This window comes from Pseudomonas sp. BP01, assembly GCF_022760795.1.
Taxonomy (GTDB): domain Bacteria; phylum Pseudomonadota; class Gammaproteobacteria; order Pseudomonadales; family Pseudomonadaceae; genus Aquipseudomonas; species Aquipseudomonas putida_Q.
In genome coordinates, this window is sequence record NZ_JAFBKA010000015.1 from 44,040 (window position 1) to 57,074 (window position 13,035).

A 13,035-nucleotide genomic window follows, 5' to 3' on the forward strand; every position below is an offset into this window, starting at 1 on the left:
CATCTACCTCAGTTTCAGGGATGCAAGGCCAATCAGCACCAGAATCACGGTGATGATCCAGAAGCGGACGATCACCCGCGGCTCTGGCCAGCCCTTGAGTTCAAAGTGGTGGTGGATCGGCGCCATGCGGAACACGCGTTTGCCGGTCAGCTTGAAGGAGGCGACCTGGATCACCACCGACAGGGTTTCCACCACGAAGATGCCGCCCATGATGAACAGCACGATTTCCTGGCGGACGATCACGGCGATGGTGCCCAGCGCGGCGCCCAGTGCCAGCGCGCCGACGTCACCCATGAAGACTTGTGCCGGGTAGGTGTTGAACCACAGGAAGCCCAGGCCGGCGCCGATCAGCGCGCCGCAGAACACGATCAGCTCGCCCGAGCCCGGCACGTAGGGGATCAGCAGGTATTCGGCGAACTTCACGTTACCCGACAGGTAGCAGAAGATGCCCAGGGCGCCGCCGACCATCACCGTCGGCATGATTGCCAGGCCGTCGAGGCCATCGGTAAGGTTGACCGCGTTGCTGGAGCCGACAATGACGAAGTAGGTCAGCACGATGAAGCCAATGCCCAGCGGAATGGTGACATCCTTGATGAACGGCAGGATCAGCGTGGTCTCGACGCTGGTCGGCGCGGTCTTGTACAGGAACACGGCCGCAGCCAGGCCAAACACCGACTGCCAGAAGTACTTCCAGCGGCTTGGCAGGCCACGTGAGTTCTTTTCGATCACCTTGCGGTAGTCGTCAACCCAGCCGATCGCGCCGAATGCCAGGGTAACGATCAGCACCACCCACACGTAGCGGTTGGACAGATCAGCCCATAGCAGGGTGCTGATGGCGATGGCCGAAAGGATCAGTGCGCCACCCATGGTCGGGGTGCCCGACTTGGACAGGTGCGATTGCGGGCCGTCGTTACGCACGGCCTGGCCGATCTGGCGAATTTGCAGGGTACGGATCATCCACGGCCCCAGCCACAGCGCCAGCGACAACGCGGTCAGTACACCAAGAATCCCGCGCAGGGACAGGTACTGGAAGACCGCGAAGCCCTTGTGGAACTGTTGCAGATACTCGGCCAACAGCAGCAGCATTAATGTTTCTCCCCGCTGGCACCGCACAAAGCCGCCACGACGTTTTCCATCGCAGCGCTGCGCGAGCCCTTGATCAAGATAGTGGTGTCGCTGGCATTTTCGGCGCTAACCGCGTCGATCAGCTCAGCTTGAGTAGCGAAATGACGGCCATCGGCGCCGAACGCCCTGACCGCATACGTCATGTTGGAACCTACTGCGTACAGGGCGTCGACCTTGCCACGCGCGTAGTCACCCACCTGACGGTGGCCTTCTTGCGCCCATTGCCCCAATTCGCCGATATCCCCAAGCACCAGGACGGTGCGTCCGGAAAAGCCGGCGAGTATATCAATGGCCGCGCACATGGAGGTGGGATTTGCGTTGTAACTATCGTCGATCACCCGCACACCACTTGGCGCGACCTGGGCCACGGTGCGGCCCTTGACCGGCTGCACCGCAGCCAGGCCGGCAGCAATGCCGCTCAGGCTCAGACCAACGGCATGGGCAGCGGCGGCGGCAGCCAGGGCGTTGCTGACGTTATGGGTACCCAGAAGGTTCAGCTGAACCGGCACGCTGCCATCAGGCCCGTGCAGGGTGAACGACGGGCAGCCCCGTGCGTCGCGACCGATGTCGCTGGCATGGAAATCAGCCTGCGGGTTATCCAGTGCAAAGGTGAAGATACGGTGGTTGCCGGCACGCTTGCGCCAGATATCGAACGCCTTGTCGGCCAGGTTGAGAATGGCGACACCGCCCTCGCCCAGGCCTTCGAGAATCTCGCCCTTGGCTTCAACGATTTTTTCGGGGCCACCGAATTCGCCAACGTGGGCGGTACCCGCGTTATTGATGATGACCACCTGAGGTTGGGTCAGGCCTACGGTGTAGCGGATCTCGCCAATACGTGAAGCGCCCAGCTCGATCACTGCGGCGCTGTGCTCCGGGGCGATTTCCAGCAGGGTCAGCGGCGCGCCGAGGTCGTTGTTCAGGTTGCCACGAGTGGCATGCACCAGGCCCCGGGTGCGCAGGATGCTGGCAAGCATCTCCTTGACCGTGGTCTTGCCACTGGAACCGGTAATGGCCACAACGGGCTTGTCGAAAGCGGCGCGGTTCAGGGCGCCGAGTTGACCCAGTGCTATCCGGCAATCCTTGACCAGCAGCTGCGGCAGGTCGACACCGGCCACTTCACGCTCGACCAGGGCGGCTACTGCACCTTTGGCTTTCACATCAGCCAGGTAGTCATGGCCATCGAAACGCGGGCCGGCCAAGGCGACGAACAGTTGCCCGGTGCTGACACTGCGGCTGTCGATGCTGACACCGGTGAATGTGGCATCGGCACCGACTTGTTCACCGCTCAGTGCTGTGGTCAGCTGGCTGAGAGTCATCGGCTTAAGCATGTGGAGCCTCCCAGGCTGCAAGGGCCTTCTCGGCTTCGATCAGGTCGGAGAAGTCATGGCGCTCGCCATTGATCTCCTGGTAATCCTCATGCCCCTTGCCGGCCAGCACGATCACGTCGTTGGCAGCGGCTGAGGCGATCAGGTGCGCAATGGCTTCGCCACGGCCGGCGACGAACTCGACCTCGCCAAGCCTGGTGAAACCGGGGCGGATGTCGTTGAAGATGCGCAGCGGGTCTTCCGTGCGCGGGTTGTCGTCGGTGACCAACACGCGGTCAGCCAGGCGCTCGGCCACTTCGGCCATCAATGGGCGCTTGCCGCGGTCACGGTCGCCGCCGCAGCCGAACAGGCACAGCAGTTTGCCGTGAGCATGCGGGCGCAGGGCTTCAAGCACTTTTTCCAGGGCGTCGGGGGTGTGTGCGTAGTCGACCACCACCAGCGGCTTTTGGCCGCCACCCAGGCGCTGCATGCGGCCTACCGGCCCTTGCAGACGCGGGGTGACCTCCAGGATTTCGTCCAGCGCGTAATCCAGCGCCAGCAGGGTTGCCACGGCAGCCAGCATGTTGCTCAGGTTGAAGCGGCCCAGCAGCTGGCTGCGCAGGGTGCGCTCACCCTGGGCGGTGACCAGCGTGGCGCGCACGCCATCGTCACTGAACACGGCTTCGCGGCAGAACAGCGATGCATCGGGGTTTTCCAGGCTGTAGCTGAGCAGCCGGGTCTCGACAAGGTCGACACTCGGGCGGCGAGCAAAGTCTTCGGCCAGGCGACGACCAAAGTCGTCATCCAGGTTGACCACCTGGCAACGCAGGTTCGGCCAGGCGAACAGCTTGGCCTTGGCCGCCTCATAGGCCTGCATGCTGCCGTGGTAGTCCAGGTGATCACGGGACAGGTTGGTCATGACCGCGATGTCGAACGCCAATGCGGCGACACGCCCCTGCTCCAGGGCGTGGGAGGAAACCTCCATGGCCACGGCCTTGGCGCCCTGCTTTTTCAGGTCGTAAAGGGTCGACTGCACGGCAATCGGGTCTGGCGTGGTCAACCGACCACTTTGCAGGTCACCGTAAAAGCCGGTACCCAAAGTGCCAATAAGGCCGCAGCGCTGGCCGAGCACATCAAGCGCCTGGGCTACCAACTGGGTAACGCTGGTCTTGCCGTTGGTACCGGTCACGCCCACCAGGTTCAGCTGGCGGCTGGGCTCGCCATAGAAGCGCCCGGCGATGTCCGACAGCTGCGCGATCAGGCCCTTGACCGGAATCAGCGGCACATCGGTCAGCGGCAGCACGTTGGCGCCCTGCTCTTCATAGGCCACGGCGGCAGCGCCACGGGCCAAGGCATCGGCGATATGCTCGCGGCCATCGACCTTGGCGCCCGGCACGGCCAGGAACAGATCGCCCGGGCGCACACTGCGGCTGTCCAGGGTCAGTTCACGGATCAGCGGGTCGCGGCTGGCGTGAGCGAAAAGTTTGCTTAATGGCATTGTCATCATCCACGCCCTCCCTTGGCGGCTGCTGCATTGACTTGCGACTGTGCGGCGGGTGCCGGTGGCGGCAGGTTGTCTGGCGGCACGTTCATCAAACGCAGGGTGCCGGACATGACCTTGCTGAATACCGGTGCCGAAACCAGGCCACCGAAGTAACCACCCTTGCCCGGCTCGTCGATGACCACGACGATGGCGTAGCGCGGGTCGCTCATTGGCCCGAAGCCGGCGAACAGCGAGCGGTAGGCGTTTTCGGTGTAACCCTTGGACCCCACGGTGGCTTTACGCGCGGTACCGGACTTGCCGGCCACGTGATAGAACGGCACCTGGGCACGGAACACGCCGCGCGGCGCTTCAATGACCTGCTGCAGCATGCCCTGGACGGTTTCGGCGGTTTCTTTCGGAATGGCCTGCACGGCTTCCGGCGCCTTGTCGACCTTGATGATCGACAGCGGCACCATCTTGCCGTCGTTGGCCAGCGCGGCGTAGGCATGCACCAGCTGCAGGGCGGTCACCGACAAGCCATAGCCATAAGAAAGGGTCGCGGTTTCGGCCTTGCGCCACTCGCGGTGGTTGGGCAGGTTGCCGACACGCTCGCCCGGGAAGCCAAGGCCGGTGTACTGGCCCAAGCCAACCTGGGACATGACGCGGTAGATGGCCTCGCCGCCGATGTCGAAGGCGATCTTGCTCATGCCGACGTTACTGGAGTTGATCAGGATGCCGGTCAGGTCGAGGATCGGGCCCTCGCTGCGCGACACGTCCTTGATGGTGTAGCGGCCGATCTGCAGGCTGCCCGGGTACACCTCGACCTTGTCGGTCGGCTTCCAGCGGCCGCTCTGCAATGCTGCACTCATGGAAATCGGCTTGACCGTGGAACCCGGTTCAAACACGTCGATGATCGCCCGGTTGCGCATCGCTGCCGGGAACATGCTGCGGCGGTTGTTCGGGTTGTAGGTTGGCTGGTTGACCATGGCCAGAACTTCACCGGTCTTGACGTCCATGATCACCAGGCTGCCGGCCTTGGCGTCCTGCTCGGCAATGGCGTTGCGCAGTTCGCGGGTAGCCAGGTACTGCAGTCGCAGGTCTATCGACAACGCCAAGGTCTTGCCGGCCTTGGCGTTCTTGGTTACCTGGATGTCCTTGATCAGCCGGCCGCGCCGGTCCTTGATCACCTGGCGCTTGCCGGGCACGCCGGCCAGCCATTCGTCATAGGCCAGCTCCACCCCTTCGCGACCGTGGTCGTCGAGGTCGGTGAAGCCGACCATGTGCGCGGTGACATCACCGGCCGGATAGAAGCGGCGGAATTCTTCCAGGCCGTACACACCTGGCACTTTCAGGTCTAGTACGTGCTGGCCCTGTTCCGGGGTCAGGCCGCGGACCAGGTAGATGAACTCCTTGCTGGCCTGCGCGGTCAGGCGTTCGACCAGTTGCTGCGGGTTTTGCCCAAGCGCTGCAGCCAGCTGTGGCCAGCGGTCTTTGGACGCCTGCATTTCCTTGGGGTTGGCCCACAGGGTAGTGACCGGGGTACTCACGGCCAATGGCTCACCGTTGCGGTCGGTAATCAGGCCGCGGTGCGCCGGGATTGGAATATGACGCAGGCTGCGCGCATCGCCCTGCCCCTTGAGGAAGTCACGGTCAACCACCTGCAGGTCGATGATACGCCAGCAGATGGCACCCACCATGATTGCCAGCAAGCCGATCACCACGCGGAAGCGCCACGGGTAGAGTGCGCCTTCGAGCTTCATCATGGCGCCACCATCCGCACTTCGTCAGCCGAAGGCACGCGCATCTTCAACTGCTCGGAAGCCAGGTTTTCGATACGACTGGCGGCGGTCCAGGTGCTCTGCTCGAGAATCAGCCGGCCCCACTCGGCCTGGGCCTTGTCACGCTCGTTCAACTCGCCGTAAAGGGTGTTGAGCAACTGGCGGTTCCAGTGCGCGCTGTAGGACACGGCGACGGCCGAAACCAGCACGCCGACAAACAGCAGAAGCATCAGGAAGCTTCCGCCTGGCAAAGGCTTGGCAAATAGCCTGCTCACCGCAGCTTCTCCGCCACACGCATCACGGCGCTACGCGACCGTGGGTTGGCCTTGAGCTCGGCTTCGGAGGCGAATTGGGCCTTGCCGATGAGCTTGATTTTCGGCTCGAAGACCTTGTGCTGTACCGGCAGGTTGCGGGGCAGATTGTCGGCCTCGCCCTTGACCAGCTTGCGCATGAACAGCTTGACGATACGGTCCTCGAGCGAGTGGAAACTGATCACTGCCAGGCGACCACCGACCTCGAGCGCATCGAGTGCGGCCTCCAGGCCAGCCTCCAGGTCACCCAGTTCGTTGTTGACATGGATACGCAGCCCCTGGAAGGCACGGGTAGCCGGGTTCTTGCCTTTTTCCCAGGCAGGGTTGGCAACCTTCAGCACTTCTGCCAGATCGGCAGTGCGGGTGAACGGCTCCTTCTCACGGCGCTCGACCACGGCACGCGCCATACGGCCAGAGAAGCGCTCTTCACCGTACTCCTTGAAGACGCGGGCAATTTCTTCGACAGGCGCCGTGGCGATGAACTCGGCCGCACTGATGCCCTGGTCCGGGTTCATGCGCATGTCCAGCGGGCCATCATTGAGGAAGCTGAAACCACGCTCGGGGTCATCCAGTTGCGGCGAGGACACGCCCAGGTCCAGCAGTACACCACTGACCTTGCCGTGCAGGCCGCGCTCGGCCACTTCTGCACCCAGCTCGGCAAAGCTGCGCTGCACAATGACAAAGCGGCCGTCTTCGGCCGCCAGCGCTTGCCCCGTGGCAATCGCCTGTGGATCTTTGTCGAAGCCCAGCAGCCGCCCTTGCGGCCCGAGCTTGCTGAGAATCAGCCGGCTGTGTCCGCCACGGCCGAAGGTGCCGTCCAGATAGCAACCGTCGGCGCGCAGGGCCAATGCCTCGACAGCCTCGTCGAGCAGGACGGTAATGTGGTTGAAGCCGCTATCTATGGTCACAGGATCAGGTCACGCAATTCGTCGGGCATGGCGCCCGGTTGTTGAATAGCTGCGAGGTCGGCTGCCGAAACCGTGTTCCAGGCATCTTCATCCCACAGCTGGAATTTGTTCAGTTGCCCCACCAGCATCGCCTTCTTGTCGAGCTTGGCGTACTCACGCAGACGGGGCGGCACCAGGAAACGCCCACTGCCATCGAGCTCCAGGTCAACCGCATTACCGATCAGCAAACGCTGCAGACGGCGGTTTTCCTCACGCAACGATGGCAAGGCACGCAACTTGGCTTCTATCTGTTCCCACTCATCGAGGGGGTATACGCACAAGCAGGGGTCAACGGCGTCAATGGTCACGATCAGCTGGCCATTGCAACGCGAATCCAGCTCGTCACGGTACCGGCTCGGCATGGCGAGACGTCCCTTGGCATCGAGGCTGACGGCGTTGGCTCCGCGGAACACGGCTGCGATTCCCCACAATATTAGCTTTTTTGTGCCAGAAAACCCACTTCATCCCACTTTCTCCCACTTGCGCACACTATAGGAATCCGCCCGCAGCACCGTCAAGGCACGTTCATAAGGAAAAGCCTTACAGGACCGAGATTTAGCGCGATAAGGGAATGTGGAAGCATTACCGAGGGGAAGAAAACACGAGAAAAATCAAACCCACGCAAGCAAATGGAGTTCGAAGTTAAAGTGATTTATGAAGAGTAAGATTTTTTCGGTATTACCAGAGAGGATCTGCTATCGAATCAAGCAGGGGAGGAAAAGGTGGAGAGTCGATCTGTAAGCCGGGTTTTGTCGAGGACAGTCATTCCTCTACGACGGCCATCACTGGACGCCTCTAGCAACCTACCCGGTTCCGACGCGGGCCACGCCTGATGGAACCCTATTTGGTCTTGCTCCGAGTGGGGTTTACCTAGCCACGAACTGTTGCCAGCCGTGCGGTGCGCTCTTACCGCACCTTTTCACCCTTACCGGCACCGAAGTGCTTAGGCGGTTATTTTCTGTGGCACTTTCCGTAGGCTCGCGCCTCCCAGGCGTTACCTGGCACTCTGCCCTATGGAGCCCGGACTTTCCTCCCCCTGCTGCTCACACAACAAAAAGTTGCGGAACAAAAACAGGCAGCGACTGTCCGATCGACTCTCCGCCGCCAAGGTTACCGGCACGCGCGCACAAGAACAAGCAATACCGGCATTTATATCAAACTGCCACTATTCGGCTTTCTGCTTTTCCAGGGCAAGTTGATACAAAAGGTTCTTGCGCACCCCGGTAATTTCCGCCGCCAGCGCCGCCGCCCGCTTCAGTGGCAACTCGGCCAATAGCAGGTCGAGCACGCGCTGGGCCTCGGCACTGATGCCCTGCTCGCCTTCCGGTGCGCTCCAGCCGCCCACCAGTACCACGCATTCACCGCGCTGCTGGTTGCTGTCGCCGGCAACGAACGCCCGCAGCTCGGCCAGCGGCAGGCCCTTGAGGGTCTCGAAGGTCTTGGTCAGTTCACGTGCCAGCAGTGCCGGGCGCTCGCCACCAAATACCAGCTCCATGTCTTCAAGGCATTCGAGGATGCGGTGCGGGGCTTCATAGAAGATCAGCGTACGCGGCTCTTCCTTCACCTGCTCGAGGCGCGCCCGGCGCCCTGCCTGCTTGGCCGGCAGGAAGCCTTCGAAGATGAAGCGGTCCGACGGCAAGCCGGCCGCCGACAGTGCAGCGATCAAGGCGCAGGCGCCCGGCACCGGCACCACACTCACCCCCGCAGCCCGCGCCTGGCGCACCAGGTGGTAGCCCGGGTCGGAAATCAGCGGCGTGCCGGCATCGGATACCAGCGCCACGTTCTCGCCAGCCAGCAGCTTGGTGAGAAAACGCCCGCCCTCGTCACGCTCGTTGTGTTCATGACAGGCCGCCAGCGGTGTGTCGATGCCAAAGTGTTGCAGCAGGCGGATCGAATGACGGGTGTCTTCGGCGGCGATCAGCGCCACATCCGCCAGCACCTTCAGCGCCCGGGCGCTCATGTCGTCGAGGTTGCCGATGGGGGTTGCCACCACATACAGCGTCCCCACCGTGGATTTCGAAGCCCCTGCCACATCAGTCACTGCGCACACCTGTCATTCGGATCAAAGGCGCCATTGTAGCCCGAGCGCCTGCAACAGGGCGCAAAGAACTTCGCCAGCGATCACCGGCAAGCCACCTATAGTGAAGGATCAGCACAGCAACATCGCGCCCCGGCCAGTGCTTGGGTACAATTGCCGGCCAACTTGATCGAGTAACAGGACCTTTACATGATCGCTTGCCTGCGGCTGCTCACAGCCCTCTGCCTCGCTGCCCTGCTGGCAGCTTGCGCCAGCTCGCCCTCATCCAGCCTGGGCGAACTGCCACGCACCCCGGACGCCAGCATCGAGCAACTGCTCGAAAAAGCCGCTTCCAGCAAGTCAGCGGAAGATGCCGCCCTGCTGCGCCTGAGCGCGGCCGACCTGGCCTACAAGCAGAAGGACTTCCCACGCGCCGCACGCATTCTTGAGCAAGTCCCGCTGGACACGCTCAAGCCGGCCCAGCAAGTGTTCGCCAGCACCCTCGCGGCCGAGCTGGCCATGAGCCGCAACCAGCCCAAGGCAGCACTGACCGCCCTGGCCCACCCGAGCCTGCAACGCGTAGCCGAGCTGCCGGCAGAGCAGCAAGCGCGCACCTACAACGTGCACGCCGCCGCCCTTGAAGCCGACGGCCAGGCCCTGGCTGCCGCGCAACAGCGCGTGCTGCTGGCCCCGCTGCTCAGCGGCCAGGCTGCCAGCGCCAACAGTGACGCCATCTGGGCCCTGGTCGCCTCGTTGCCGGCCGAACAACTGCAGCAGCCAGCCAACGACCAGACCCTGGCCGGCTGGACCAGCCTGGCCTTCGCCGTGAAAAGCGCCGGCACCCTGGAACAGCAGCAAGCGGCCATCGACACCTGGGTCAAACAGCACCCGGACCACCCTGCCGCCCAGCAACTGCCGCAGGCACTGACCAAGCTCAAGGAGCTGGCCAGCCAGCCGCTGACCAAGATCGCTCTGCTGCTGCCTCAGGAAGGCCCGCTGGCCGGTGTTGCTCGCGCCCTGCGTGACGGTTTCATGGCCGCGCACTTCCAGGCCCAGCAAGCTGGCCAGCCAGCGCCTGCGGTGCAAGTGTTCGACAGCTCGCGCATCGGCTCGCTCGACGATTTCTATCGCCAGGCCCAGGCCGCCGGCGTGCAACTGGTCATCGGCCCGCTTGAAAAGCCGCTGGTCAAACAACTGGCCGCCAAACCACAACTGCCAATCACCACGCTGGCCCTGAACTACGCCGACGCCGGTCAGAAGGCCCCGCCGCAACTGTTCCAGTTCGGCCTGGCTGCCGAAGACGAAGCGCGCGAAGTCTCCCGCCGCGCCCGCGCCGATGGCATGGTCCGCGCCGTGGCCCTGGTGCCGAGTGGCGAATGGGGTGACCGCGTGTTGGCCGCCTTCCGCCAGGACTGGGAAGGCAATGGCGGCACCCTGCTCGCCGCCGAGCGCATCGCCCAGCCGGTTGCCCTGGCCCAGCAAATCGCCGACCTGTTCCAGCTGCGCCAAAGCGAAGGCCGCGCCAAGAGCCTGCAAAGCACGGTAGGCGGTAGCATCGCCGCACAACCGTCGCGTCGCCAGGATATCGATTTCATCTTCCTGGCCTCGACCCCGCAACAGGCCCAGCAGATCAAGCCGACCCTGAACTTCCAGTACGCCGGTGACGTACCGGTCTATGCCACCTCGAACCTGTACAGCGCCAGCGGCGACGTCAACCAGTACAACGACATGAACGGCATCCGCTTCTGCGAAACCCCGTGGCTGCTCGACACCAGCAACAGCCTGCGCCAGCAGGTGGTACAGCAGTGGCCGCAAGCCGCTGGCAGCCTTGGCCGCCTGTACGCCATGGGCGTCGATGCCTACAGCCTGGCACCACGCCTGGGCCAGCTGAAAGCGCTGCCGGACAACCGCGTCCAGGGCCTTTCGGGCAGCCTGAGCATCAACGCCAACCAGCGTATCGAACGCCAGCTGCCATGGGCCGAGTTTACCGGCGGCCAGGTCAAGCGCCTGCCTGACACCGTGCGCTGATGCCGACAGCGTCGCCCACCAGCGCCGGGCAAGCAGCAGAAACCCAGGCCCTTGAGTACCTTCAAGGGCAGGGCCTGCAGCTACTGGCGCGCAATTGGCGATGCAAAGGCGGTGAGCTTGATCTGGTCATGCTTGACGCCGATACAGTAGTATTCGTCGAAGTCCGCTACCGGTTGCACGCGTGCTTCGGTGGCGCCCTCGAAAGCATCGACGGGCGCAAGCAGAAACGGCTGGTGCTCGCCGCCAGCCGGTACCTGCAGAAGGCGCCCCACTGGGGCAACTACCCCTGCCGCTTCGACGTAGTCGCCCTGCAGGGCAGCCACCATGCAGGCAGGCCGCTTCAATGGCTGAAAAACGCCTTCGAATGCTGAACCCACTTCGTTTTTTTTGCTCTATGTTTCGCGGGCTGGTCGTTGATGCGCGCAGCAAAGGCCACCGCCCCACTTAAGGTCACCAGATGGACATGCAATCCCGAATTCGCCGGCTGTTCCAGGCCAGCATCGATACCAAGCAACAGGCAATGGACATCCTGGCACCGCACATCGAGCAGGCCAGCCTGGTCATGGTCAATGCGCTGCTCAACGAGGGCAAGATGCTCGCCTGTGGCAATGGCGGCTCGGCCGGTGATGCCCAGCACTTTTCGTCGGAACTGCTCAACCGTTTCGAGCGCGAGCGCCCGAGCCTGCCAGCCATCGCGCTGACCACCGACAGCTCGACCCTGACCTCGATCGCCAACGACTACAGCTACAACGAAGTCTTTTCCAAGCAGATTCGCGCCCTGGGCCAGCCCGGCGACGTCCTGCTGGCGATCTCCACCAGCGGCAATTCGGCCAACGTGATCCAGGCGATCCAGGCCGCACATGACCGCGAAATGATTGTCGTAGCATTGACTGGCCGCGACGGCGGCGGCATGGCTTCGCTGCTGCTGCCCGAAGACGTGGAAATCCGCGTCCCTTCGACGGTTACCGCACGCATCCAGGAAGTCCACCTGCTGGCGATCCACTGCCTGTGCGATCTGATCGACAGCCAACTGTTCGGGAGTGAAGAATGACCCCTATGCGCCTCGGCCTGATGGCCCTGACCCTGTGCCTGAGCGTCACCGGTTGCAGCTCGGTACTCACCTCTACCCGCAATTCGCCGATCGAAGACGATCGCGGTACGCGCACCATTGGCAGCAAGATCGACGATTCGCTGATCGAAACCAAGGCCTCGGTGAACATTTCCAAGGCCAGCCCTGACCTGGACAAGGGCTCGCACATTGTAGTCAGCAGCTACAACGGCATCGTCCTGCTGGCCGGCCAGACCCCACGCGCCGACCTCAAGAGCCTTGCCGAGCAGACCGCTAGCCAGGTACAGCGCGTCAAGAAAGTGCACAACGAACTGCAGGTGATGCAGCCCTCCTCCATCCTGGCACGCAACAACGACGCCTGGCTGACCACCAAGATCAAGACCCAGATGCTGGGTGACAGTGCCGTGCCAAGCTCGCGCATCAAGGTGATTACCGAAAACGGCATCGTCTACCTGCTCGGCCTGGTAACCCAGCAGGAGGCCAATTCGGCCACTGCCGTGGTACAGGGCGTGTCGGGCGTGCAGAAGATCGTCAAGCTGTTCGAGTACATCGACTGATTCTTTGCTGCCTGCACCGGCTTCTTCGCGGGTGAACCCGCTCCCACAGGGATCCCACAGCTTTCAAGCCTTGTGCATTCCTGTGGGAGCGCGTTTATCGAAGCGTCGAACCGCCGCGAAAGGGCCAGTACAAGCAACAACAATGCCCCACCTTTCAGAAACCCAGGAAACACCGCATGTCTAAGCTTCTGCTGCCTGCCCTGCTGCTCGGCACCTTCGCCACCCTGGCCGGCTGCTCCACCCCAAGCCTGATCACCCTCAACGATGGCCGTGAAATCCAGGCTGTCGACGCGCCCAAGTTTGACCGTAATGCCGGCTTCTACGAGTTCCAGCAACTCGACGGCAAGCGCACCCGCATCAACAAGGACCAGGTGCGCACCATCAGCGACCTGTAACACGCGCTTGGCGGCAAAGAA

13 protein-coding genes and 1 other RNA gene are annotated in these 13,035 nt (G+C 62.9%); 5 read left to right on the plus strand and 9 right to left on the minus strand.

Going from position 1 to position 13,035, the window contains the following annotated elements; translation table 11 throughout:
• Positions 1–3: 3 nt before the first annotated feature.
• From mraY to rsmI, 9 genes are all read right to left on the minus strand, one after another.
• Positions 4–1,086, minus strand: a complete 1,083-nt coding sequence (gene mraY / locus JOY50_RS15125; RefSeq protein WP_132842391.1) for a phospho-N-acetylmuramoyl-pentapeptide-transferase — start codon at positions 1,084–1,086, stop codon at positions 4–6.
• Entirely contained in the window at positions 1,086–2,453 is a 1,368-nt protein-coding gene (murF, locus tag JOY50_RS15130) for a UDP-N-acetylmuramoyl-tripeptide--D-alanyl-D-alanine ligase (protein WP_243055465.1), read from the minus strand. The genes mraY and murF overlap by 1 nt, the downstream gene beginning before the upstream one ends.
• A complete protein-coding gene (locus JOY50_RS15135) occupies positions 2,446–3,936 on the minus strand; it encodes a UDP-N-acetylmuramoyl-L-alanyl-D-glutamate--2,6-diaminopimelate ligase (RefSeq protein ID WP_405045989.1) in 1,491 nt (496 codons plus the stop codon). The genes murF and JOY50_RS15135 overlap by 8 nt, the downstream gene beginning before the upstream one ends.
• Complete coding sequence (locus tag JOY50_RS15140) at positions 3,933–5,672, minus strand: penicillin-binding protein 2 (RefSeq protein ID WP_165931618.1); 1,740 nt, start codon at positions 5,670–5,672, stop codon at positions 3,933–3,935. Before JOY50_RS15140 ends, JOY50_RS15135 begins: the two co-directional genes overlap by 4 nt.
• Positions 5,672–5,965 (minus strand): cell division protein FtsL, encoded by a 294-nt coding sequence (ftsL, locus tag JOY50_RS15145; protein WP_063422309.1) that lies wholly within the window; start codon positions 5,963–5,965, stop codon positions 5,672–5,674. Before ftsL ends, JOY50_RS15140 begins: the two co-directional genes overlap by 1 nt.
• Positions 5,962–6,909: a 16S rRNA (cytosine(1402)-N(4))-methyltransferase RsmH gene (rsmH, locus tag JOY50_RS15150; protein ID WP_016488970.1), complete on the minus strand. Its 948-nt coding sequence runs from the start codon at positions 6,907–6,909 to the stop codon at positions 5,962–5,964. Before rsmH ends, ftsL begins: the two co-directional genes overlap by 4 nt.
• Complete coding sequence (gene mraZ, locus JOY50_RS15155; RefSeq protein ID WP_019439042.1) at positions 6,906–7,361, minus strand: division/cell wall cluster transcriptional repressor MraZ; 456 nt, start codon at positions 7,359–7,361, stop codon at positions 6,906–6,908. Before mraZ ends, rsmH begins: the two co-directional genes overlap by 4 nt.
• A 309-nt stretch (positions 7,362–7,670) precedes the next feature.
• Positions 7,671–8,046, minus strand: an RNA gene (gene rnpB / locus JOY50_RS15160) — RNase P RNA component class A.
• A gap of 67 nt (positions 8,047–8,113) precedes the next feature.
• Positions 8,114–8,989 (minus strand): 16S rRNA (cytidine(1402)-2'-O)-methyltransferase, encoded by an 876-nt coding sequence (rsmI, locus tag JOY50_RS15165; RefSeq protein WP_132842399.1) that lies wholly within the window; start codon positions 8,987–8,989, stop codon positions 8,114–8,116.
• 186 nt (positions 8,990–9,175) lie between these two features.
• Between rsmI and JOY50_RS15170 the strand changes: the two genes are divergently transcribed.
• From JOY50_RS15170 to JOY50_RS15190, 5 genes are all read left to right on the plus strand, one after another.
• On the plus strand, positions 9,176–10,993 hold the full coding sequence (locus tag JOY50_RS15170; RefSeq protein ID WP_132842401.1) for a penicillin-binding protein activator: 1,818 nt from the start codon (positions 9,176–9,178) through the stop codon (positions 10,991–10,993).
• Positions 10,993–11,364 (plus strand): YraN family protein, encoded by a 372-nt coding sequence (locus JOY50_RS15175; protein ID WP_132842404.1) that lies wholly within the window; start codon positions 10,993–10,995, stop codon positions 11,362–11,364. The genes JOY50_RS15170 and JOY50_RS15175 overlap by 1 nt, the downstream gene beginning before the upstream one ends.
• 86 nt (positions 11,365–11,450) lie before the next feature.
• Positions 11,451–12,044, plus strand: coding sequence for a phosphoheptose isomerase (locus JOY50_RS15180; RefSeq protein ID WP_012274070.1), 594 nt, complete (start codon positions 11,451–11,453; stop codon positions 12,042–12,044).
• On the plus strand, positions 12,041–12,619 hold the full coding sequence (locus tag JOY50_RS15185; protein ID WP_016488975.1) for a BON domain-containing protein: 579 nt from the start codon (positions 12,041–12,043) through the stop codon (positions 12,617–12,619). Before JOY50_RS15180 ends, JOY50_RS15185 begins: the two co-directional genes overlap by 4 nt.
• Before the next feature lie 176 nt (positions 12,620–12,795).
• A complete protein-coding gene (locus tag JOY50_RS15190) occupies positions 12,796–13,014 on the plus strand; it encodes a YgdI/YgdR family lipoprotein (protein WP_019471505.1) in 219 nt (72 codons plus the stop codon).
• The last annotated feature ends 21 nt before the right edge of the window (positions 13,015–13,035 follow it).

Bases quoted from the DNA above. Each gene is read 5' to 3' on its own strand.
- mraY (WP_132842391.1), bottom strand. From the start codon at position 1,086: ATGCTGCTGCTGTTGGCCGAGTATCTGCAACAGTTCCACAAGGGCTTC.
- murF (WP_243055465.1), bottom strand. From the start codon at position 2,453: ATGCTTAAGCCGATGACTCTCAGCCAGCTGACCACAGCACTGAGCGGT.
- JOY50_RS15135 (WP_405045989.1), bottom strand. From the start codon at position 3,936: ATGATGACAATGCCATTAAGCAAACTTTTCGCTCACGCCAGCCGCGAC.
- JOY50_RS15140 (WP_165931618.1), bottom strand. From the start codon at position 5,672: ATGAAGCTCGAAGGCGCACTCTACCCGTGGCGCTTCCGCGTGGTGATC.
- JOY50_RS15170 (WP_132842401.1), top strand. From the start codon at position 9,176: ATGATCGCTTGCCTGCGGCTGCTCACAGCCCTCTGCCTCGCTGCCCTG.
- JOY50_RS15175 (WP_132842404.1), top strand. From the start codon at position 10,993: ATGCCGACAGCGTCGCCCACCAGCGCCGGGCAAGCAGCAGAAACCCAG.
- JOY50_RS15180 (WP_012274070.1), top strand. From the start codon at position 11,451: ATGGACATGCAATCCCGAATTCGCCGGCTGTTCCAGGCCAGCATCGAT.
- JOY50_RS15185 (WP_016488975.1), top strand. From the start codon at position 12,041: ATGACCCCTATGCGCCTCGGCCTGATGGCCCTGACCCTGTGCCTGAGC.
- JOY50_RS15190 (WP_019471505.1), top strand. From the start codon at position 12,796: ATGTCTAAGCTTCTGCTGCCTGCCCTGCTGCTCGGCACCTTCGCCACC.